Here is a 23,588-nt window from a genome sequence, read left to right on the forward strand (position 1 = left end):
GCATGAAGAATAACCGGAAGCCATCTGCCTTCATCAATGATATTCCGCTTAAATACAAGTTTTTGTTTATCTACTTACTCTGTGTGCTCGTCCCCATACTTAGCATCAATGCCCTCTTTTATGTGCAGATCAGCCGTAATGTGGAGGCACGGGAGAGGGAGAATCTGGAGATTTCGGTAGACCGGGTGGCCTATGACCTGATGCAGATCGTGAACGAATGCTTGGCGATCAGCAATACGGTGGCTGCGGACCGGCCTTACATGGAGATGATGGATTACGCCTACCCGGATAATGAGGCTTATTATGATGCCTATAATGATTCTCTGAAGGATAAGCTGCGGCAGTACAGCACGCTCCACTCCTATATTTCGTGGATGGGCATATACACCTCTAATCCGACCATCCAGAACGGCAACAGCTACTTCATTCTGTCGTACGCGGATAAGCAGAGTGAATGGTACCGCAAAATCTCAAGCAGCACAGGTAAGGTGCTGCTCACTTCTTATCAGGGAACCGACCCGCTGAATCCGCCGCAGCAGGAGGTGCTGGTCAGCCTGATCCGCAAGCTGGATAACTTCACGGGCCAGCCCTACACGAAATATCTGAGGATTGATCTGCGGCTGAACAATGTACAGGAGCTGTTCCAGAAGGAACGTGACTATCTGGATTTCAAGCTGCTGGACGAGAAGAACCGGGTTGTGCTGGACTCGAACCGTTCCTTCTCCTCGCTGGATGCGAGTGCCTTGCTGAATGTGGACACCAGTCTTGACCAGCCCTCCAAGCAGATTGTCCGGGCGCTTAGCAGTGCGGCCTACACCAAGGGATGGCGGCTGGTCGGAACTCCGGAAGGGCGCAAGATCAGCCATGAGATGGACCGTGCGCTCAGGAACTCGCTGATTCTGGTCCTGCTGACGATCATCCTTCCCACTCTGCTCATGATTGTGATTATACGCTCCTACAATCTGAGGGTAAGGCTGCTCTATAAGCATATGAAGCTGGTCAAATATGAACAATTCGAGAGCATTGATATGTATGAGGGGAAGGATGAGATCGGAGGTCTGATCCGCAGCTTCAATCTGATGACAGGCAAAATCCGCAATCTGATCAATGATGTCTACAAGCTGGAGATCCAGAAGAAGGATCTGGAGCTGGAACGGGTGCGGGCAGAGCTGAAATATCTGGAGAGTCAGGTAGACCCTCATTTCCTTTTTAATACGCTGAATGCGATCCTGGTCATCTGTAAGAAGTATAAATATGAACAGGTTACCGATGTCATTAGGAATCTGGCCCTGATTATGCGCAGGCTGCTGAGCTGGAAGGATGATCTGATTACGGTGGAGGAGGAGGTATCCTTCATCGAGATGTATCTGCAGATTGAGAAGTTCCGCTTCCAGAACCGGTTCTCTTATGTGCTGGATATTGCGCCTGAGGTGCTGAACTGCCGGATACCCAAGATGAGTATACAGGCTCTGGTGGAGAATTCCTGCAAGCATGGCCTGCAATCGGTCAAATGGGCAAGGGAAATTCACGTGTCCGCTTCGCGGAATGAGACAGGTCTGCTGATTGTGGTGACTGATAATGGCAAAGGAATCGAGAAGGAGAAGCTGGAATGGATCAAGTCCCATCTGGAGACAGAAGAGGATACGGGACAGAATGTTGGCCTCCGCAATGTGTATAAACGCCTCATGCTGTACTATAACGGCAGAGCCGAATTCAGTATTGAGAGCACCGAATACGAACGTACGGTTATTACTATCCAGATTCCCGAGGATTTGAGTCTGGTTCCGATGGGGGAGGGAGCTCATGTATAAAGTAGTGCTCGCAGATGATGAGACCATTGCCTTAGAGGGGCTGCGGACGCTGACCGACTGGGAGGAGCTGGGCTTCGAGGTATGCGGCGCCTGTGAGAACGGGGAGGAAGCACTGGCTGCCGTTATCCGCAGCTCGCCGGATCTTGTGATTACGGATATCCGCATGCCCGAGATTGACGGGCTTGAGCTGATCCGGCGCGTACGCAGCCTTGATATGGAGCAGCCGGTCTTCATTGTGCTCAGCGGCTACGGCGAATTTGAATATGCCAGAACAGCCATCCGTTACGGGGTAAGGCATTACCTGCTGAAGCCGGTTATGGATGCGGAATGGGATAAGGTGCTTACGGACATTACGGATGAGCTGGAGCTGCGACTTAAGCAGACCATGCAGCAGAGTATGCTGTCCAGCCGTCTGCTGCCGCTTGCCATTGCGCGGATGCTTGAGGGACACTGGGCAGAACCGGATGAGGAAGCTGCTGAGCAGATGGACCGCCTGGATGAGGCGGCCACTGGGTGGACGTATGTGCATGTGGAGGGCAATAGCAGCCGGATTACGGAGCTGTGCCGGGAGCTTGCCGGACCGGGCGGTGCAATGCTCATTGATCTGCCCGGGGATCAGGCCGGGCTGGTCGTGGAGAGCTCGGGGGCGGCGGCAGGGCTGGCGGAGCAGCTATACGCCGGGCTGACCCGCAGCGGAGTAAAGGGCTCGGTCAGCATCGGGCCAAGTGTGCGGTCCCTCCGCGAGCTGCCGGTCTCCTACCGCGAAGCGGCAGACGCTGCGGCCCGCCACTACTTCTATTCGGACGGGTGCGGTCCGGTGGATTCGGCCAGTGAAGCCGAGGGCCAGGTTAATTACACGCTGCCTTCCGCAGAGCTGATTGAGGAGATAATCAGCGCAGTGGAGCGGCTGCAGGAGCATAAGGCTGCGGAGAAGCTGGGCGAATTGTTCCGCGGGTTCAAGGAGAACCGGACAGATCCGGGAGTCGTCCAGATGACGGGCATGGATATCATGCTGCGGAGCATGGAGCTGCTGAAGGAATTCGGCGGCGCGGACGATCAGTGGATCGGCACGCTTGATTTTTTCAGAACGGAGCCGAGGTCCCTGGAAGACTTGCAGGTTACCCTGGAGACAGCGCTCTCCACCAGTATGAACTATATCCGCCAGCACAAGGAGCGTAACTCCGAGCACCCGCTGACCCGCGTGGAATGCTTCCTGCGGGATCATTATGCGGAGCATCTGACGGTAAAAGAGATTGCAGAGCATTTCTATATCAATCCGGTGTATCTGGGCCAGGCCTTCATCAAAAAGCACGGCATCAGCATTCTGGAATACATTCATAATTTACGGATCGAAGCGGCCAAGCAGCGGCTCGTCGACACTCATGACACGGTCAAAAGCATTGTGGAGAGTGTCGGTTACGTACACTATCACCATTTCTTAAGAGAGTTCGAGAAACGGACGGCGCTGAAGCCCGTTCAGTTCCGGGCACAGGCCCAATCTGAACAAGGCTAGGGTATCCATTTATTTATTAGGGTCCAAGTCTTTACTATGGTGATGGTAAACGCATTCAAATACGTTATGATAGAGATAGCTGTCCAAAAATTGCTATTCAATGGAGGTTAGAAAAGATGAAGCAAGCCAGCAGCGAAATTCCTGCATTACATGAGATGTTCCGGGAGGCCTTTAAAATAGGGGCTGCCGTCAGTACTGGCATTATAGCTGCCCAGGGTTCTTTTATTGCCAAGCATTACAACAGCATTACAGCCGAGAATGAAATGAAGCCGGTAGAGGTTCAGCCGGAGGAAGGGAGCTATTCCTTCGAGGCTGCGGACGGTATCTTCGAATTCGCAGAGTCGCGCGGGATCGGTGTCCGGGGGCATACGCTTCTGTGGCATAACCAGACCGGAGACTGGATGTTCAAGGATGCGGAAGGCGGAGCCTGCAGCAGAGAGCAGCTGCTTGCCCGCCTGCAGACCCACATTAACACGGTAGTGGGCCGTTACCGGGGACGGGCCTATGCCTGGGATGTAGTGAATGAAGCGATTGAGGATAAAACAGACCAGTATCTGCGGGATACGCGGTGGCTTGAGATCATCGGCGAGGATTATCTCCGTCAGGCCTTTGAAATGGCACATCAGGCGGACCCTGACGCTCTTCTGTTCTACAACGACTATAATGAGACCGATCCTGTCAAAAGCGTCAAAATCCACAAGCTGGTCCGCAGCCTGCTAGATCAGAATACGCCGATTCACGGTATTGGGATGCAGGGACACTGGAATATCTATGGTCCCTCCATTGAGGAGATCCGTAGTGCTCTTAAGCTCTACGCGTCGCTGGGGCTTAAGATCCATATTACCGAGCTGGACCTCTCCGTGTTCCGTCATGACGACAAGCGCACGGATTTGAAAGCGCCAACAGCTGAAATGCTGAAGCTTCAGGAGGAGCGTTATGCCGAGATCTTCGCTCTTCTGCTGGAATTCAGAGACTCCATTGACTCGGTGACCTTCTGGGGCGTGGCCGATGACTACACCTGGCTGGACGGCTTCCCCGTCCGGGGACGCAAGAACTGGCCGTTCCTGTTCGATGAGCAGAAGCAGCCGAAGGCTTCATTCGCCCGGCTGGCCGAGCTGGCGGCTTCGCAATCTTAATATTCGTCCCAAGCTGGACACCATATCATATCTGGAGGGAATCCAATGACAACTCAATTGAAGCAGGCTGCCGGCAAGGTACAGCCAAATGGCAATCCGCTGGTGGCACACAGATACGGAGCCGATCCTTATGCCCTGGTATTCGGGGACAGAGTCTATCTGTACATGACCAATGATGCGCTGGAGTATGATGAGAACGGTGTGGTGAAGGAGAACTCCTACAGCAGCATTAATACGATTACCGTAATCTCGTCCGCTGATCTGGTGAACTGGACCGATCATGGTCCGATAGCTGTAGCCGGACCGGAGGGTGCAGCGAAGTGGGCAACCCAGTCCTGGGCACCGGCAGCACTTCATACCGTAATTGACGGTAAGGACAAGTTCTTCCTCTACTTCGCCAATAATGCCAGCGGCATCGGCGTTCTGTCGAGTGACAGTCCGGTGGGTCCATGGGTGGACCCGATCGGGGAGGCACTGATTCTGCGCTCCACGCCTGGGGTAGAGGATGTGACCTGGCTGTTCGACCCGGCAGTGCTGTTGGATGACGACGGCAAGGGGTATATCTACTTCGGAGGCGGCGTCCCGGAAGGACAGTTCGCCGAGCCGGGCACAGCACGGGTAATGCCGCTGGGTGAGGACATGACCAGTGTGGCGGGTACAGCGGCAGTGATTCCGGCCCCGTTCATGTTCGAGGATGCCGGAATCCATAAGTGGAACGGAGTCTACTATTATACCTACTGCTCGAACTTTTATGACGGGCAGCGGCCGGAAGGCAGCCCTCCTGCGGGAGAGATCGCGTATATGACGAGCAGCAGCCCAATGGGTCCATGGACTTATCAGGGGACGATCCTGAAGAATCCGGGACATTTCTTCGGCGTATCCGGTAATAACCATCATGCGGTCTTCCAGTTCCATGACAGCTGGTATATTGCTTATCACGCCCAGACCTTGTCCAAGGCCCAAGGGATTGCGAACGGCTACCGCTCCACCCATCTTAACCGCCTGACTCATCATGAGGACGGGTCCATTCCCGAGATTCATGCGGATTACGAAGGTGTGCAGCAGCTTGCAGCGTTGAACCCGTATGAACGGATTCCGGCGGCAACGATGGGCTGGAGCGCAGGGGTGAAGACAGTATACCTGGCCGAGGGCGGAGTTCAGGCGGTCACGGATGTGGAGCAGGGCGGCTGGATCGGACTTTCCAGGGTAGACTTCGGCAGCGGAGCTGAGTCGTTCCAAGTCTCGGTCCTGAGCCTGGAAGCGGGCGGCGTGCTGGAGTTGCATTTGGATGAGCTTGCGGGTCCGGTTATCGGCAGACTGACGGTTCCGGCGGCGGACGGCTCGCAGGAATGGGTAGAATTGAAGACAGAGGTCCAGGGAGCAGAGGGAGTTCACAACCTCTATCTGGTGTTCACAGGAGAGAGCGATAAGAGCCTGTTCAAGCTGGCCGCTTGGCAGTTCACTGCACAAGAACACTAACTTCAAGGGGGCAGAACATTGAATACAGCCAGAATTACCAATCCAGTGATATGGGCAGATGTCCCGGATGTGGATGTCATCCGGGTCGGCCCTGTGTTCTATATGGTCAGCACCAGCATGCACTCTATGCCAGGCTGCCCGATTATGAAATCGGTGAATCTGAAGGACTGGGAGATTGTCAGTTACGTCTTTGATACCTTCGAGGACACTCCGGCCTTCCGGCTGGAGGACGGCGAAGGCATTTACGGCGGCGGTTCCTGGGCTGCCTCGCTGCGGTGCAAGAACGGAATCTACTACGTATGCTTCTCCTCCAATGACACGGACCGGTTCTATATCTACCAGACCCGTGATATTGAGCACGGACCGTGGGAGCGTTCGGTCATCCCGGACCTGCACCATGACCCGGCGCTGCTGCTGGATGATGACGGGCGCAACTATGTAATCTACGGGAACGGGGACATCCGCATCCGGGAGCTGAATGAGAACCTTACAGGTTGGATGCGCTTCGGAACGGAGCAAATGCTGCTGGAAGGCGAGCGGCAGGGCATTATGCTGCGGATGGAAGGCTGTCATGCCCATAAGCGGGGCGGGTATTATTACCTGTTCTTCATCGAATGGCCTGCAGAGGGCAACATGCGCAGACGCCAACTGTGCTACCGGTCCCGGGAGCTGCTGGGTCCGTATGAGCGCAGGGTTATTCTGGACGACAACCTGGGCTACGAGAATCGAGGTGTAGCGCAAGGCGGGCTGGTCGATACTGAGGACGGCGACTGGTATGCTGTGCTGTTCCAGGATCACGGGGCGGTTGGACGCGTTCCCTGCGTATTCCCCGTGAGCTGGGAGAACGACTGGCCGGTGATCGGGGATGGCGGCAAGGCTCCGCTGGCCTTCGATACGAAGCTTCCCGCCGAGGAGGCGAAGCCGCTTGTAATCAGCGATGAGTTCGAGTATACGGAGAACCGGCTGGCGCTTCAGTGGCAATGGAACCATAATCCCGATAACGGGCTATGGTCGGTTACCGAGCGGCCGGGCTGTCTGCGGCTGCATACAGGCCGGACAGCTGAAAGTGTCGTAACGGCGCGCAATACGCTGACCCAGCGGACGGAGGGTCCGGCGTGCAGTGCCGAGACGCTGCTGTATCTGGGCGGCATGAACGAAGGGGACCGGGCCGGCATGGTTGCTCTCCAGTCCGGGTACGGCACGGTTGAGGTAACCGCCGGAGAGCAGGGACAGTTCACCGTGGATATGTGTATCCAGGGTGACGATGGCGTTGAAGTGCTGGAGAGTATCCCATTCACGGGTGAGCGTCTCTCCCTCAGGATTGATTTCAACTTCAAGGATGGTGTGGACGAGGCCCGGTTCTTCTACTCACAAGGCGGGGAGGTCTGGCATTCCATCGGGCAGACGCTGCATATGGAATATTCGCTGGATCATTTCATGGGCTACCGGATCGGCTTGTTCAATTATGCGACCCGGCAGACCGGCGGCTATGCCGATTTCGATTATTTCCGTTATCACAGAGAGGATTAAGCCCGGGTCTGGAAATGGGATGCATATTCGCTGGGTGTCATCGATGTATGCTGTTTGAATATTCTTCCGAAATACGTCAGGCCCGTGAATCCGACCCGGAAGGCCACCTCCTGAATCGAATGCCGGCGAAGCTGGAGCAGGCGGCTGGCCTCATGCACCCGCAGCATGTTCACATATTCGATTAAGGTCTTGCCGGTATTCTTTTTGAACAGATGGCAAAAGTAGTTGGGGGTCACACAGCAGATCCGTGCGGCCTCCTCCACAGTCAGCGGTTCATGGAAATGGTTGCTAAGGTGAATCAGCAGGGGCTGGATGCCCGTCTCCTGCCGGTCTCTTTTGGAAGGCGGTGCTGTGAACTCTGCCAGGGGATAAGCTAGACCCAGGGAAGAGAACAGGCCGCCTTTGATACATAATTCATACCCGGGGCTCTTGCTCTGGTAGCTGTAAATAATCTGTTCAATGCATCCTCTGATCTGGCGGGTAACCGGCTGGTCCGCCCCATAGAAGGCGGGCAGCCGGATCTCACCGGAGAGGAGCGGCCGGATATGCTGAAGCTCAGTCAGGTCCCGTATACCGTTCAGCAGCGCTTCGTTGTAGACAACCGCATACAGCTCACTGCCATCCTCTGTCGGGTAGGCCGCATGAATCTGCGGACGGCTGACGAAGGCAAGCTCACCCTGCACCAGTTCTCTGGAGTGGGGGCCGACCTGGACGCGGAAGCGGCCCTTGGTCACGAGAATCCATTCGAGATGGTCATGCCAGTGAGGCGGAATAATACTGCGGTCCGGAAAGCAGATATGAAATACATTGATGGGAAACAGGCCCTCGGGAATTTCCGTGTGCTCTTTTTTCCATGGATAAGGCTTGTCCTCGAACGCTTCACTCATCTTATTCCCTCCACACAATCGTAATATCGTATGATAGATGCGTACTTTTATGTATAGTATAGCGGCTTTGCACTCTTTATAATGTGGTTGCAACCTTATTATAGAACTGTTGGAGGGATCGCGCTATGTTTCGTGAAGAGAATGGCAGACTAATCAGAGAATATGACCATGAGAGAGTCTGGATAGAGCCTTGGGGAGAGCATTCGCTGCGTATCCGGGCTTCGTATGCGGAGATTACCGATGAGCAGTGGGCACTTCTGCCTGCTGTGCAGACGCTGAGTCATATATCAATTACCCCAGAATGTGCGACGATTGTGAACGGGAATATCCGGGCGGAAATAACAGATAAGGGACAGATCTTCTTCTATAACCAGCATGGCAAGCTGCTTCTTAACGAGACGGAGGATACCTATCAGTTAAAATACGGGGGCAGAGAGCTAAGCGCCATCCCCGGCAGCAGTGACTTCTCCGTGAAGCTCCGGCTGGAGGCGGACCCGCAAGAGAAGCTGTATGGCATGGGGCAGTATCAGCACTCCTTCCTGAATCTGAAGGGCTGCTCGCTGGAGCTGACCCACCGCAACAGCCAGATCAGTATTCCGTTTGTGCTGTCCAGCGCCGGTTACGGGTTCCTGTGGCATAATCCGGCGATCGGACAAGCGCATTTCAGTCTGAATGTGACCGAATGGACAGCCCCGTCCACCAAGCAGCTGGATTATTGGATCACCGCCGGTGACTCGCCTGCCGAGATCGAGGAGGCATATGCCAAGGCTACGGGAACCGTACCGATGATGCCGGAGTATGGCATGGGGTTCTGGCAATGCAAGCTCCGCTACCGTACGCAGGAGGAATTGCTGGAGGTAGCGAGGGAGCATAAACGGCGGGGTCTGCCGATCGACGTCATCGTGATTGATTTCTTCCACTGGACGAATCAGGGGGACTGGCGGTTTGACCCGGAATATTGGCCCGATCCTGAGGCGATGGTGCAGGAGCTGCAGGAGCTGGGCATTGAGCTGATGGTCTCGGTCTGGCCGACGGTCCAGACGGAGAGCGAGAATTATAAGGAGATGCTGGAAAAAGGGTACCTGCTGCGCTCGGACCGCGGGGTGCGGACGCAATTCCAGTTCCTCGGCCAGAATGCGATCTTCGATGCGACGAATCCGGAGGCCCGCAAGTTCCTGTGGGGACTGATTAAGCAGAATTATTATGATAAAGGGATCAAGGTCTTCTGGCTCGATGAGGCGGAGCCGGAGCTGACGGTCTACGACCATGATATCTACCGTTATCATATCGGCTCGAGCAAGCAGATCGGCAATATTTACCCCATGAAATACAGCCAGACCTTCTATGACGGCATGGCGGCTGAAGGCCAGGAGAATATCATCAATCTGGTCCGTACCGCCTGGGCGGGCAGCCAGCGCTACGGGGCGCTCGTATGGTCCGGAGATATTCACTCCAGCTTCAAGGTGCTCAGCATTCAGGTGCGGGCCGGACTGAATATGGCCGTGGCCGGGATTCCATGGTGGACCACCGACATCGGCGGCTTCCATGGGGGCAATCCGGCAGATGCCTCCTTCCGGGAGCTGATGGTCCGCTGGTTCCAGTACGGCGCATTCTCTCCGGTATTCAGGCTGCACGGGGACCGTTCCCCTTTTGTTCAGCCCACCGGAACGCGGGGCGGGGGCGTATGCGGAAGCGGCTCGGATAATGAAGTGTGGAGCTACGGGGATGAGGCGTATGTCATCTTCAAGGAGTTCATGCAGATGCGGGAGCGGCTGAAGCCGTATATCCGCGGGCTGATGCAGGCGGCACATGAGAAGGGCACGCCGCCTATGCGTCCATTGTTCTATGATTTCCCTCAGGACCCGGCGGCCTGGGATATCGAAGACCAGTATATGTTCGGTCCCGATCTGCTGGTCGCCCCGGTGCTGGGCGAGGGTGAACGGGCGCGTAAGGTGTACCTGCCGTCCGGCTCAGAGTGGACTCATGTCTATACCGGCACTGCCTATGCTGGCGGACAGGCTATTATGGTCGATGCGCCGCTTACGCAGATTCCGCTGTTTGTGCGGGACGGTGCCGAGTTGCCTGTGCTTGGCGGGACTGAGGAGTAAGGCAGAAAATAGTTAAATAGAGCAGCGATTCTCCTGATAGTGGAGGGTCGCTGCTCTGTTATGTGGGCCGAATGTAAGCAAAAAACCGAACACAATGGGCGTGGGCGAAGGTAGATAGCGAAAAGTAAAGCATTATTGGGGGGTATACAAGCTAGAAACAGCCTTGGCAAGGGTTTTGCCATGCCTCTAACTAGGATTAGTTGGAAATTATCCACGTGTTAAGGAACGGAGGAGCGCTAGCCAGAGAGCAGATGGAAAAACAGCACTTAATCTGAAGCGGAACATTCAAAGTGGAGGGAATCCTTGAATTTAAATGACGTTTATCCAACTATTTCCTTCAGATGCTGCGAATGATCACAATTAAGATACTTTTTTCCAACTATATAGATTGAACTAAAAACTTAAGTTAAGGGAAAAGTGGCGGAGGGGAATTTTGGAACTGGAGGAGCGGTAGCGACCGCCTTTGTATTTGGATTTCTACCGCTAAGAGCGGTTTTATTCAGGAAATTCAAATACAACAGCGGCCGGAAGTCCAAAACTTCTCTGGAGTCACGGCAATCCCAAAACATAAAAACCATTAGTTCAATTTATATAATTATTAATGTTGCTTGGAAGCCAACCGCTCCCGGTAGGCGCGGGGGGAGAAGCCGGTCAGTTGGCGGAACTGGCGGCAGAAATGCTCGACATTGGCGTAGCCGCAGAGGGCGGCGATCTCGGCGATTTTATGCTGGCCGAAGCCCAGCTTCTCCTTGGCCAGCCGAATCCGGCATTGGATGACATCCTCCATGCAGGAGATGCCGAAGGCGGATTTGTAGATGGTCTGGAGGTAGCCGGTGCTGATGTGCAGATACCCGGCCATCGAGGATACAGTCCAAGGGTGGCCCGGATTGCTGTACAGCGTCTTGCGCAGCTCCAGCAGATTATAATACTGCGGCGTCAGCTTGTCCTGGGACGCTTCGGACAGCTTGTTGAACAAGAGGCGGAACAGGTAGTCAATGGACAACTCCCGGTAATCGTTCTGGAACGAGTTCTCCAGCGACAGCAGCTGGAACAGCTGATGGCAATACCCGGGGTCGGGCAGGGAGAACGGGCTGCCCAGCGGCAGGACGCTTTCGGTGATATACGATTCATCCGCATCGAAACGGACCCAGTCGTTGACATACCTCCGGGAGCAGGCGCGGTAATAGATGTTGTGCCCTGGAGGATACAGAGCGACAGAGTGAGCGGGAAATTCCTTCAATTCACCGTCCACTTCGAACACCGCCGGAGTCTGGGTCAGGACAAGAAGCCAGGCGTCCAGTCCTTCGGGGATACTGTAGACGAAATTGGCCGGATGTGCGGCATCGTATTCCACGTAATGAATTGTGGGCATGGGCTTCTCCTTTCTGCGGATAGATCAATTAATGGTCAGTAAATATCATTGTTAGAATTTCGGTGAATCTCTATAATTTGTAGTGGATATAAGAGTGAATTCTAAGGTTAACCGAACAGTGCGTGATTATTGTTATTAGTAATTATCAATATGAAGGAAGGTTATGAATCCATGATACCACAACAAAACGAGGATCGGAAAGATATCCTTTGCTATACAAGACTGCCGCAGGAGGATATCGTGTATGCATCGAAGCTGGCTTACAGTATGCACCTGGCTTACAAGACGGAGAGGGGCCAGTATCAGGCATTGAATCATAACTCAGGTGTCCTGTTCGCCAAGGCGACGGAGAATGAGGATGGGACGCTCCGGGCCAAAAGCCTGAAGCAGCCGTATCTCTTTTACTTGGCAGACGGGAATTTCGGCGTCCTCGCCGTGCGCACTGAGGCTGACGGGGAAGCAGATGAACAAAGCAAGGGCAAGGTATTGCTGTTCTCCTCTCCCGATCTGCTGCAATACAGCGAGATTGGACTGCTGGAGCTTAAGGCAGACACTCGTGTAAGCGATGTCTCCTGCACCTACGACCCGGAGCGGAACGGTTACCTGATCCAATGGATAGACGGGCAGGGTCAGGGCTACGAGAATTTCACTGCCGACATCATGAGCCTTACGAATGTCTCAGCACCGGTGGAGGCGGAGCCGTTCACGCTGGAAGCGGTGCAGACTGATATCGAGGGAATCCAGCCGCGTAATAGGATCGCTGTCTCCCCTGAGATAGCCCGCAGACTCTTCTGTAAGCTTACGGTACCGGAGAACATTGCTGTCGTAGTACCGGACCGTGTGAATGCGGCATCGGTGGAGGATGTGAAGGGGGTCCGGGCAACGGCCCTATATAGTGATGGAACGCAGGCTGTCAAAAAAGTCCATTGGAACACGGATGCCATCAACTGGGACAAGGCCGGAACCTATAGCATCACCGGTGAGATCCATCAGGATCACTTTCCATTCCCGGTTGCACTTAACCGTGCGGACCCTTGCATTGCAGAGTGGAGGGGGAAATACTATTTCATTGCGACTAATGATGCGGATAAGGAACATACGTTGTATATGAGGGAAGCCGATACGATTCCCGGGCTGGTAACTGCCGAGGAAGCCCTGATCCTCGATTCCTCCACGTATGAAGAGATTGGCGGCCTGCTGTGGGCACCGGAACTCCATATCATTGAAGACGAGCTGTATATTTTCCATGCCGCAACACCCGGCGAGTTCTTCCAAGAGGAATCACATGTGATGAAGCTGAATCCGGGCGGGAGTCCCATGAATGCTGCGGACTGGTCCAGGCCCCGCCGGGTAGTGAAGAAGGACGGCAGCTATCTGTGCGAGGCAGGCAAAACAATCTCGCTGGATATGACCGTCATCCGCTGGAACGGCAAACTCTATGCGGCATGGTCGGAGCGCCAATTCCTGCCGGTGGATCTTGGAGCCTGGGTCTATATCGCCACGATTGACCCGCAGGAGCCGTGGAGGCTGACGAGTGATCCGGTGCTGTTGACCCGGCCGGATTACGGCTGGGCCAATAACCATACGTTCGTGGATGAAGGTCCGTTTGCTCTGTATACCGATGATAAGCTGTACGTGACTTTTGCCAGTGCAGCGGTGGATGCTACTTATGTGGTCGGTCTGCTGACCGCAGACAAGGGGGCAGATTTGCTGGATATTCAGAGCTGGACCAAGGGCAATTATCCGCTGCTGACCTCCAGAAGCGTACCGGGAGAATACGGGCCGGGCCATAATTCCTATGTGACGGACGAGGACGGGGTCATCTGGAACGCCTACCACGCCAGACCGGGAATCGAGGGACCGCGCAGCTCCGGCCTGCGCCGTGTGCATTTTGACATTGATGGTGCTCCAGTTCTGGATCTTACCGAGGAGAAGGACCTGAATCCGGGCCTGAAGCAGGTATCCATGGAAGTCATCGTAGGCTAGACTACGGGCCCGCCTAACTCTATAATATTCCTTATCATCGGGGAATCCTTGACCGTTTACTTAGGCCGGGGATTCCCTTTGTTTCACGATCTTACCGGAGGAGTGGATGCTGAAGTGTACGGGATCATTATTGTCGATGATGAGCTGTTTGTCCGCAAGGGCCTGATCGGAATGATTGACTGGGAGGGCAGCGGATTCCGGATAGTGGATGAGGCGGACAACGGGGAAGATGCGCTGGAGCTGATCCGGGCCAAGCGGCCGCAGCTCGTAATCACCGATATCCGCATGCCGGTCCTGGATGGCATCGGGCTGATTGAGGTGGTGACCGCGGAGCAGCTTGGAACGGAATTTATCATTATCAGCGGATATAACGATTTCCGGTATGCCCAGCAGGCGGTCCGGTATGGCGTGCTGGACTATGTGCTGAAGCCGATTAATGAGCACGAAATTGTGAAAGCGCTTCATAAATTCCGCGATTTATTCACTGCGCGCAAGCAGCTCCAGGACCGGCTGAGCATTCATGAGGGAGTGAAGCGGGTGGAGGCGCTGATCCGGGGGGAAGCGGCGGATGAAGTGCTTGACGCCTGGGAGCAGCAGTGGATAGAGGCGGGGTCCCGCCAGTTCACTTATGTGCTGCTGGAGGTGAACAATGTGTTCCCCTGGAGCGGGCAGTCCATGCCCGGGAAGGCGGAGCTGAAGGAGGCGATCCGGCAGGCGGTGCAGCAGTTCACAGCAGAGACGCCTATTATCTATGAGCACCGGAGGTTCTTCGGCTTCATTGTGCCGGAACATTATCTGGCGAACCATGAAGGGGAGCTGCGCAGCTTCCTGGAGGATTGTCTGAGCAAGCTCTATCAGCGTTATCCCTTGCAGGTTCAAGCGTATGCGGGCAGGCCGGTGAGCACGCTTCAGGAGCTGAAGCATTCGTATACCTCGGCCAAGCAGACTGTGGAGTACAAATATGTCCGGCCTGCCCAGCCGATTCTGCTGTCCTCTGATATTGCCGGTCTGTCCCTGAACTACATCCATACCAGTAGTAGGGTGTTTCAGGCGCTGATTGAAGCGATTGAGGAGGGTAAGCACACGGAGATCATGGGCGGGATCGGTAAGCTGTTCGCAGAATTTCAGGAGAAGCTGGTCTCCCGGGAAGCGATGAAGGCCGTAGCCATTCAATGCGTCCATAGTGTGCTGCATACTATACGGAGCATGGAGGGGGATGAGAAGCAGCTGGCGAGCCTTGTCCCGATGATGAACTGGCCGGATCATAACATCACCCTTGCGGAGCTGAGGTCCTTGTTCGAAGCCTTTGCGCTGGAAGCGGCGGAGCGGATTCAAGAGCTGTACCAGAGCTACGGCAGCAGCGGGCTGTACCGGATCAAGTGCTATGTGGACCGGAACTTCCATGAGAACCTGAACCTCAAGCAGATCGCAGGCCAGTTCTTTATGAACTCAGCCTATCTTGGCCAGGTGTTCAAGAAGAATTACGGCATGTACTTCAATGACTATCTGCTCCAGCTGCGTATCACCGAGGCCAAGAAGCTGCTGCGGCAGACCGATCTGCGGATCTATGAAATCGCCGAGCAGGTCGGATTCAAGAATGCCGATTATTTCGTCACCCAGTTCGAGAAGCTGGAGCAGAGAACGCCTACAGAATATAGAAACCGGACGGGCAACCGTTAATGCCAGGAGGAGGCGCTGCATGAAGCTGCTGAATAATATCCGGCTCAGGAATAAAATGTTCCTCGTCTATTTCCTCGGGGTCATCGCTCCGATTATTCTCACGAATGTGATCTTCTACAACACGATTACCGGAAATGTGAAGGCGCAGCGGATCAAGGACATCGATCTGGCGGTGGAACAGATTAAGAATGAGTTCCGGCTGATGGTGGATCAGGCCGTGGGCTTGTCCTCTTTTTTCTATGCGGATTACAAGACCAATGAGGTGCTGGACCGTAACTTCACACAGACCGAAGACTATGTCGAGGCTTACGACCTCTATCTCAGGTCCACCCTGAACAACTATTCCCCGTTCTCTTCCTCGCTGCAAAACAAGACCATCTATGTGGATAACCCCACGCTGCTGAATTCTGGGAATATCGGGATTCTGTCCGCGGAGGTCCGGGAGAGTGTCTGGTATAAAGAGTGGATGCAGGAGGCCTCTTCCCAGCCGATGTTCGTTCGCACCCAGGATGCAGGCGGCCGGTTCCAGTCGTTCTCGCTGCTGCGGAGGATGGATTATTTCGCGGACCGGATGGTCAAGGAGAAGCTGGTGAAGATTGATTTTAAGACGATTGATCTGATGGAGGTCTTCGCCAATCTGAACGTGCAGGGGGATGTGTATCTGCTGGGGCCGGAGGGCCGGATTGAATATACGACGAACCGGGCCATAGACTGGCAGGGGAAGGAACGGCTGCTGTATACCTCCCTGAAGCAGGAGCAACTCATTGATTTCGAGAAGGAATACGGCAGTATCAGCTATCTGTCCGGCTGGCGGATTGTCGGCACAGTGAATGAGAAGGAGATCATCAAGGAGGTGCTGAAATCCCGTTATTTCATCCTCTGGTCGGCCTGCCTGATGATGATTGTCCCCACCGTTATTATTCTGATCATTACCCGTTCGATCAACCTCCGGATTATTGAGATCCTGAAGCATATGAAAAAGGTGAAGACGCAGCAGTTCCAGATGATCATGCACGGGGAATCGCGCGATGAGATCGGCCAGCTGACCCTGGAGTTCAACAGTATGATTATGCAGATTAAGGCTCTGATTAACGATGTGTATCTTACAGAGATTCAGAAGAAGTCGCTGGAGCTGGAGCGGCGGAAGGCGCAGCTGAATGCTCTGCAGAGCCAGATTAACCCGCACTTCCTGTTCAATGCGCTGGAGACGATTCGGATGCGGAGCCTGCTGAAGCAGGAGAACGAGACGGCCAAAATCATCCAGAGCATGGCGATGATCCTGCGCAGCTCGCTGACCTGGAGTAAGGAGTGGGTGAGCGTGGAGGAGGAGCTGGGCTTCATTCTCTGTTTTCTGGATATCCAGAAATACCGGTTCGAGGATAAGCTGAGCTATCATATCGATGTGCAGCCTGAGGCCTACGCCTGCGTTGTCCCCAAAATGGTGTTCCTGCCCTTCGTGGAGAACGCCAGTATTCATGGCATCGAGCCGCTCAAAAAAGGCGGAAGCATTGAGATCCGCATCAGCATGGAGGGGGATGAGGTGGTCTTCCAAGTGGCGGACAACGGGATTGGCATGAGCAGTGAGCAGGTTGACACTCTGTACGGATACCTCGACATGGAAGGGATTATCGGCGAGCGGATCGGAATACAGAATGTTATCTACAGAGTAACGATGCTGTATGGCAGGCGCGCAATCTTCCAGGTGGACAGCAGACCGGGTGAAGGGACACGGATTGAGCTGAGAATTCCAGTTCATCCATAGTTTTCAAAGGAGAAGCCATAATTTCACGGGTAACGGAGGAATGAAAACGCTTTTATACTAAAGAAGCACTAAACCATGAATATACAAGGGGGAGTACAGGCAATGGGTAAAAGCAAGAGAATATGGCTTCTCGCTCTGACGGCAGTCGTCTCATTATCCGTGGTGACGGCTTGCACGGGGCCTAATAATGCCAAGAAGAATACGGGGACGACGGAGCCGACAAGCGCTGCCGCTACCACAGAGACCGAACCCAAGCAGGATAAGGTAACGTTCAAAATCTTCAACGGGGTGGCCGGCTCAAAGGACGGAAATACCAATGAGACGACCATCGGCAAGCTGCTGGAGGATCAGACCGGTGTCAATTTCAAGCTGGAATTCGTGGTGGGTGACCTCAATACTAAGATCGGAACCATGATTGCGGCCAACGATTACCCGGATGTGCTGATTCCCGATGCCGCTATAGAGGAAGTGCTGAATGCCGGTGCATTCATCCCGCTCGACGAGCTGATTGAGAAGTACGGTCCGAACATCCAGCGTGTGTATGGCAAGTCTCTGAATCAGATGCGCTCCAAGGACGGTAAAATCTATTTCCTGCCGATTGCCGCCCAGGTGAACGATTTCATTCCTGAGCCGGAAGCCGGTGCGGGGTTCTGGGTTCAGCGCCGTGTGCTGGAGGAAGCGGGTTATCCGAAGATCAAGACGCTGGATCAATATATAGAGCTGATTAAGAATTATCGCGACAAGCACAAGGATGAGAATCTGACGGGCATGGTCTCCCTTACACATGACTGGAGATTCTTCGCCACCTCCAACCCGCCGATGCATCTGATGGGCTATCCGAATGACGGTAACGTTACAGTGGATACGAACACCTGGGAAGCCAAGACCTATGCCGGTGCCGAGTCCACCAAAAAGTGGCTGAAGGCGCTGAATGACCTCAATGCTGCCGGTCTGTTCGATAAAGCCTCCTTCGTCGATAACTATGACCAGTATATTGCCAAATTAACCTCCCACAAGGTGCTCGGCTTCTTCGACTACCGCTGGCAGGTGGATAATGCGCTGAATGTGCTGAAGGATGCCGCCCGTAAAGATCCTTCCCTGGACGGCTTCAAGTATTTCCCGCTGCCGGTAACCTTCGAGGAAGGCACGCCGGATGCTTATCTTGATCCGCCTGGGGGTCTGGTAACAAACCGTGGAATCGGGATTACCGTCAGTGCCAAAGACCCGGTCCGCATCATCCAGTTCTTCGACAACATGCTGACCGAAGAGAACCAGACCCTGATGTCCTGGGGAATCAAGGGCGAGACGTATGAAGTGAATGAACAGGGCCGCTACTACCGTACGCAGGAGCAGATCGACAAGATTGACGAGCCGTTTAGAGAGAGCTTTGGCTTCAAGTACTTCAGCTGGAACTGGCCGATGTATAATGCCACTTCTACCCTGGCTGACGGAAATGCCAAGAATGTTGCCAGCCAGCCGGAGGTGTTTCAGATGACGCTGACCGACAAGGATAAGGCGATCTTAGAGAAATACGGCGTACAGACCTACAGCCAGCTGTTCGCTGAACCGGTTCCGCGTCCGTACTTCCCGGCGTGGGGCTTCGCGAAGGAGCAGAATTCCCCGGAACAGCTCTGGGAAGCCAGCAAGGATGAAATGACGAAGAAATATTTCCCTAAGCTGGTGCTGACGACTCCCGATAAGTTCGAAGCAGTCTGGGAGGAATACATGAAGGAATTCGGCAAGCTCGATACTGCGGGTTATGAGAAATGGACCACTGAGCAAGTCAAAGCGAAGGTCGAACTGGCGAACCAATAGCCGCCGGAATCGGCGGGAAAGACCAGGGCTGTACCGAGATGCTGGTCTTTCCTGCTTGCCGCTTAGACACCCCGGTGCGCTGAAGGAGAGAGATACGGATGGATAAAAATACGGTACCCGCGTTATCCCGGCCGGCGGCGGATAAGGAGCCGGGCCGGATGAGGCTGTTCTTCAAAAAGCTGGGCCAGCAGCGGGCCTTGGCAGTGATGTCAGTCCCTTTTCTAATCTGGCTGTTTGTATTCAAATACTTGCCGCTGTGGGGCTGGAGCATTGCTTTCCAGGATTATAAGCCGGCCAGGAAGTTCATGGAGCAGACCTGGATTGGCTTCGAGCATTTCAAATTTCTGTTCGGGGATGACCGCTTCCTCCGGGTGCTCCGCAATACGCTGGCGATGAGCTCGATTAACCTGTTCTTCGGCTTCGTCACTGCGATCACCCTGGCCTTGCTGCTTAATGAAATACGCAATATTGCCTTCAAGCGTGTAGTGCAGACTGTCAGTTATTTGCCGCATTTTATCTCCTGGGTCGTGGCGGCGAGCATCATTCAGACGACGCTGTCCCCGGATGGTACGATTAACCAGCTGCTGGTGGGTCTGGGCTTCCTTGACCGCGGCAATGAAATCCTGTTCCTGGGTATCCCGGAATACTTCTGGACCATCTTCGGAGCCAGCTCCGTCTGGAAGGATATCGGCTGGAACACCATCGTCTACCTGGCGGCTATGACGACGATTGATCCCACACAGTATGAAGCAGCGGAGATCGACGGCGCGAACCGGTTCAAGAAAATGATCTATGTCACGCTTCCGGGCATCAAGTCTGTTGTGATTGTCCTGCTCATTATGAATATCGGCTATCTGCTGGAATCGGGATTCGAGCCGCAGTACCTGCTGGGCAACGGCATGAATGTGGATTATTCCGAGAACATTGATATATTCGTACTGAAATACGGAATTGCCCAGAGTAATTTCTCTCTGTCCATCGCAGCGGGAATGTTCAAGACGGTCGTCAGCTTCATCCTGTTGTTCATGGCGAATAATGCCGCGAAGCGCATGGGCGAAGCCAGGCTGTATTAATAAAGGAGGCGCAGGCATGGAGACCGCAGCTGTCCATAAGAAAAAACGCAAGCCCCCCATAAGCTCTTCCACCGGCGACCGCTTGTTTGTCATTTGCAACTACTGCTTCATGATCGCACTAATGATTGTTACCCTGTATCCGTTCGTGAATGTTCTTGCCGTATCGCTTAACAATGCGCAAGATTCTATTAAAGGCGGGATCTACCTTCTTCCCAGAGAATGGACGCTGGCGAATTACAATTATATTCTGAGAGAGGCCACGATTTTTCATGCGACCTTCATCTCGGTGCTGCGCACTGTGATTGGAACGGTAGTCACTGTCTTCTGCTCGGCCATGCTGGCCTACACGCTTAGCAGACAGGATTATGTGCTGCGCAAATTCATCACCGTAGCTTTTATCATGACGATGTACTTCAACGGCGGCCTGATTCCCAATTACCTGCTGATACGGGATATGGGACTGGTTGGCAGCTTCTGGGTCTACATTCTTCCGGGAATCATCGGGGTGTTCAACCTGATTATTATCCGTTCCTTCATTGAAAATCTGCCGGAGAGCATCATCGAATCGGCTAAGATTGACGGCGCGGGCGATTACCGGACCTTCTTCAGCATCATCCTGCCGCTTACGGTACCCGTGCTGGCTACGGTGGCGCTGTTCTCGGGGGTGTTCCAGTGGAACTCGTGGTTCGATGTCTTCCTCTATAACTCGTCTGATGCAAGTCTCAGTACCCTGCAATATGAGCTGCAGAAGATTCTGCAGAACTCCAATACCACCACCGGCACCTCGTCGCTGGACGGGATGATCCAGGGGGCAACGGGAGGCCAGCAGAATGCGGTCACTCCGATGTCCGTGCGGGCAACGATGACGATAGTAGCGTCCGTGCCGATTATTATGGTGTATCCGTTCCTGCAGAAGTATTTTGTCAAAGGCATGATGGTCGGCGGGGTCAAAGGTTAGGTTGTCTAATTGTATACAAGAGTTCTTCCTTACGGGGAATTATCTTAGAAGGATCGTATGCCGGATGTACAAGGCCTGCGGTCTTTTCTATGAGGATTGTATACATGGTTATAGCAAAATAAAGTATTTTCATTTAAAATGTCCATATGACATACAAGAAAGAGGAGGATGCTAATATGGAATATCATGTTGCATTGCGAGGGAGCGATCAGGCTCCCGGTACAGCGCAGTGGCCCTTTCGCTCAATCTCCCGCGCTGCGGCGCTGGCGGAGCCTGGAGATACGGTTACCGTTCAGGCGGGTACATACAGGGAATGGGTGAGCCCGGCTAACGGAGGAACAGAGGAACAGCGGATTGTTTATCAAGCTGCCGGGGATGGGGAGGTCATCATCACAGGTGCTGAGCCCGTGGCAGACTGGCAGGATGAAGGGGATGGTGTCTGGAGTACAGAGGTGCCGAACAGCCTGTTTGCTGTGCGCAATCCTTTTGAAGAAAAATTATACGGCGACTGGCTGTTCGAAGGGGCGTTTGAGCCGCATCTGGGGGAGGTCTACCTGGACGGCAAATCGTTGTATGAATGTGACAGCGTTACCAAGCTGCGCGATCCTCAGGTATGGCCGCAGGCCAAGTACCCGGCGGACTCTCTGCTCCAGTGGTATGCAGAAGTAGGCGCGGCTTCCACCAGGATCTGGGCGAGCTTCGGGGGCAAGGACCCGCGCCGGGAGAATGTGGAGATCAGCGTTCGCCCTTATTGCTTCTGGCCGGAGCAGACTGGACGGGGTTATATAACCGTCAAGGGCTTCACGCTCCGCCAGGCTTCTCCCCAATGGGCACCGCCGACGGCGTTGCAGGAAGGGCTGATCGGCCCCCACTGGAGCAAAGGCTGGATCATTGAGGACAACCACATCTGCGAGTCCAAATGCACAGGGGTGAGCCTGGGCAAAGAAATCTCAACCGGGCATAACGAGTGGTCAAATGGCCGGATGAAGGGCGGGACGCAGCGGGAGCAGGAGGTTATTTTCCGCGCACTCCGCCAGGATTGGCATAAGGACAACATTGGAAGTCATATCGTCCGCAATAATGTAATTCATGATTGTGAGCAGGCCGGAGTTGTCGGCCATTTGGGCGGGGCCTTCAGCCAGATTGTCCAGAACCGTATTTATAATATTCATCATAAACGGATTTTCCACGGGGCAGAGGTAGGCGGAATCAAGCTCCATGCTTCACTGGATACCCAGATTTGCGAAAATGTCATCTACAGCTCCTACCGGGCGTTATGGCTGGACTGGCAGGCACAGGGCACCCGGATCAGCCGGAATGTGTTCTACGACAACCTGTCCGAGGATTTCTTCATGGAGGTGTGCCACGGTCCTTATATGGTGGATCACAACCTGTTCCTGTCGCCGATGAACTTCCGCAATATGGCCCAGGGCGGCGCGTTCGTCCATAACCTGTTCGCCGGAAGATTCGTGGTGCGCCCCGAGCTTACCCGATATACACCGTACCATATGCCGCATGAGACAGCGGTTGCGGGTTACAGTAATATCGCGGGCGGGGATGACCGCTATTATAACAATATCTTCCTGCGTGATGAGGATACGGGCAATGAGGTAGTGCCGATGACCTTCTTCGAGCATCTGCCGCTTACCCCGAGAGAGCAGCTTAATGATAACGGTGAACGGGTGATGGACGGTATCCCGGATAATTCCCGCTGTTATCTACATCCAGTTGGACTGGGCGGCTATGACGAGCACCCGAATGCGCTGCATAAGCAGTGGTGGGAATTGACCAAGGAAGAGATCAAGGCGATGATCGATTCCGGCAAGCCATTCCATCCTGAACAGATGGCTCTTCCCGTTGCAATTCAGGGCAACCTGTATCTGAAAGACGCGGTGCCGGGTACGCATGAGCCGAACGCGAAGGTCTATGCTGACAAAGGCATTGAGATTGAGGTTGATCCGGCTTCCGGCAAGGTGCAGGTGAATATTGTGAACCCTGAGCTGCTGCGTGCTGCCGCGCCGACCGTGGTCACCACGAATCTGCTGGGCCGAAGCTATCACGCCGAGATGCGTTACGAGGAGCCGGACGGCTCGGCGTACCGGTTCGACCGCGACTTCTTCGGTAAGCAGCGCCCGGACTCGAATGTGACGCCTGGACCGTTTGAATTATCCGATAATGCTGCAGTGAAAATAGTGCTGTAGAAGGTTATGGTTGAGAGCCTGTCCCTGGGGACAGGCTCTTGTGTTTTTTAAAGACATTTATGAGTTGCGGCTATCTGTGCGTAAATGCCCTCCCAATGAGGCGCGTGCCGAATGTAGGCGAAAAACCGACCACATTGTGCTCGGCGGGGATGCGTGGGCAGAATATGGTCGAAAAACCGACCACATTGGGCACGGCGTGGTCGCGTGGGGATGGCGTAAAGTAAGTTGTGTACCAAGATTTGGAGCCTAGTCAGGCACCAAAAAAGTAGGGTATCCT

Annotated in this window: 15 protein-coding genes; 13 read left to right on the top strand and 2 right to left on the bottom strand. The window is 54.2% G+C overall.

Translation table 11 applies throughout. From position 1 onward, the window contains the following. Nucleotides 1–2: 2 nt before the first annotated feature. From NYE26_RS10330 to NYE26_RS10350, 5 genes are all read left to right on the top strand, one after another. Nucleotides 3–1,811: a histidine kinase gene (locus NYE26_RS10330; protein WP_036724942.1), complete on the top strand. Its 1,809-nt coding sequence runs from the start codon at nucleotides 3–5 to the stop codon at nucleotides 1,809–1,811. Then, a complete protein-coding gene (locus tag NYE26_RS10335) occupies nucleotides 1,804–3,324 on the top strand; it encodes a response regulator (RefSeq protein WP_339255554.1) in 1,521 nt (506 codons plus the stop codon). The genes NYE26_RS10330 and NYE26_RS10335 overlap by 8 nt, the downstream gene beginning before the upstream one ends. A 116-nt stretch (nucleotides 3,325–3,440) precedes the next feature. Further along, nucleotides 3,441–4,460 carry an endo-1,4-beta-xylanase gene (locus tag NYE26_RS10340; protein WP_339255556.1) on the top strand — a complete coding sequence of 340 codons (1,020 nt, stop codon included), beginning with the start codon at nucleotides 3,441–3,443 and terminating at the stop codon, nucleotides 4,458–4,460. 45 nt (nucleotides 4,461–4,505) lie between these two features. After that, a complete protein-coding gene (locus NYE26_RS10345; protein ID WP_339255558.1) occupies nucleotides 4,506–5,939 on the top strand; it encodes a glycoside hydrolase family 43 protein in 1,434 nt (477 codons plus the stop codon). Between the two features lie 18 nt (nucleotides 5,940–5,957). Next, the gene (locus NYE26_RS10350; RefSeq protein WP_339255560.1) at nucleotides 5,958–7,469 is read left to right on the top strand and encodes a glycoside hydrolase 43 family protein; all 1,512 of its coding nucleotides are present in this window, start codon (nucleotides 5,958–5,960) and stop codon (nucleotides 7,467–7,469) included. Here NYE26_RS10350 and NYE26_RS10355 read toward each other — a convergent pair. Beyond that, the gene (locus tag NYE26_RS10355) at nucleotides 7,466–8,356 is read right to left on the bottom strand and encodes an AraC family transcriptional regulator (RefSeq protein ID WP_339255562.1); all 891 of its coding nucleotides are present in this window, start codon (nucleotides 8,354–8,356) and stop codon (nucleotides 7,466–7,468) included. The genes NYE26_RS10350 and NYE26_RS10355 overlap by 4 nt on opposite strands. 125 nt (nucleotides 8,357–8,481) lie before the next feature. On the opposite strand from NYE26_RS10355, the gene NYE26_RS10360 reads away from it, so the two are divergent. After that, entirely contained in the window at nucleotides 8,482–10,464 is a 1,983-nt protein-coding gene (locus NYE26_RS10360; RefSeq protein ID WP_339255564.1) for a glycoside hydrolase family 31 protein, read from the top strand. A 598-nt stretch (nucleotides 10,465–11,062) separates the two neighbouring features. Here NYE26_RS10360 and NYE26_RS10365 read toward each other — a convergent pair. After that, nucleotides 11,063–11,836, bottom strand: a complete 774-nt coding sequence (locus tag NYE26_RS10365) for an AraC family transcriptional regulator (RefSeq protein ID WP_036724936.1) — start codon at nucleotides 11,834–11,836, stop codon at nucleotides 11,063–11,065. A 240-nt stretch (nucleotides 11,837–12,076) separates the two neighbouring features. Between NYE26_RS10365 and NYE26_RS10370 the strand changes: the two genes are divergently transcribed. The 7 genes from NYE26_RS10370 (at nucleotide 12,077) to NYE26_RS10400 (ending at nucleotide 23,311) form a co-directional block, all read left to right on the top strand. Continuing rightward, nucleotides 12,077–13,822: a family 43 glycosylhydrolase gene (locus NYE26_RS10370; protein ID WP_339255567.1), complete on the top strand. Its 1,746-nt coding sequence runs from the start codon at nucleotides 12,077–12,079 to the stop codon at nucleotides 13,820–13,822. Nucleotides 13,823–13,900: 78 nt separating this feature from the next. After that, complete coding sequence (locus tag NYE26_RS10375) at nucleotides 13,901–15,502, top strand: response regulator (RefSeq protein WP_339255569.1); 1,602 nt, start codon at nucleotides 13,901–13,903, stop codon at nucleotides 15,500–15,502. A gap of 19 nt (nucleotides 15,503–15,521) precedes the next feature. Beyond that, nucleotides 15,522–17,264: a histidine kinase gene (locus NYE26_RS10380; RefSeq protein ID WP_339255571.1), complete on the top strand. Its 1,743-nt coding sequence runs from the start codon at nucleotides 15,522–15,524 to the stop codon at nucleotides 17,262–17,264. A 102-nt stretch (nucleotides 17,265–17,366) separates the two neighbouring features. Then, nucleotides 17,367–19,079: an ABC transporter substrate-binding protein gene (locus NYE26_RS10385; protein ID WP_339255573.1), complete on the top strand. Its 1,713-nt coding sequence runs from the start codon at nucleotides 17,367–17,369 to the stop codon at nucleotides 19,077–19,079. Nucleotides 19,080–19,237: 158 nt separating this feature from the next. Further along, nucleotides 19,238–20,152 (top strand): ABC transporter permease subunit, encoded by a 915-nt coding sequence (locus NYE26_RS10390; RefSeq protein ID WP_235218379.1) that lies wholly within the window; start codon nucleotides 19,238–19,240, stop codon nucleotides 20,150–20,152. A gap of 16 nt (nucleotides 20,153–20,168) precedes the next feature. Further along, nucleotides 20,169–21,110, top strand: a complete 942-nt coding sequence (locus NYE26_RS10395) for a carbohydrate ABC transporter permease (protein ID WP_051477981.1) — start codon at nucleotides 20,169–20,171, stop codon at nucleotides 21,108–21,110. Between the two features lie 176 nt (nucleotides 21,111–21,286). Continuing rightward, a complete protein-coding gene (locus NYE26_RS10400) occupies nucleotides 21,287–23,311 on the top strand; it encodes a right-handed parallel beta-helix repeat-containing protein (RefSeq protein ID WP_339255575.1) in 2,025 nt (674 codons plus the stop codon). Nucleotides 23,312–23,588: the final 277 nt, after the last annotated feature.

The organism is Paenibacillus sp. FSL P2-0136, assembly GCF_037975325.1.
In the GTDB taxonomy this organism is placed as follows: Bacteria; Bacillota; Bacilli; order Paenibacillales; family Paenibacillaceae; genus Paenibacillus_AQ; species Paenibacillus_AQ silagei.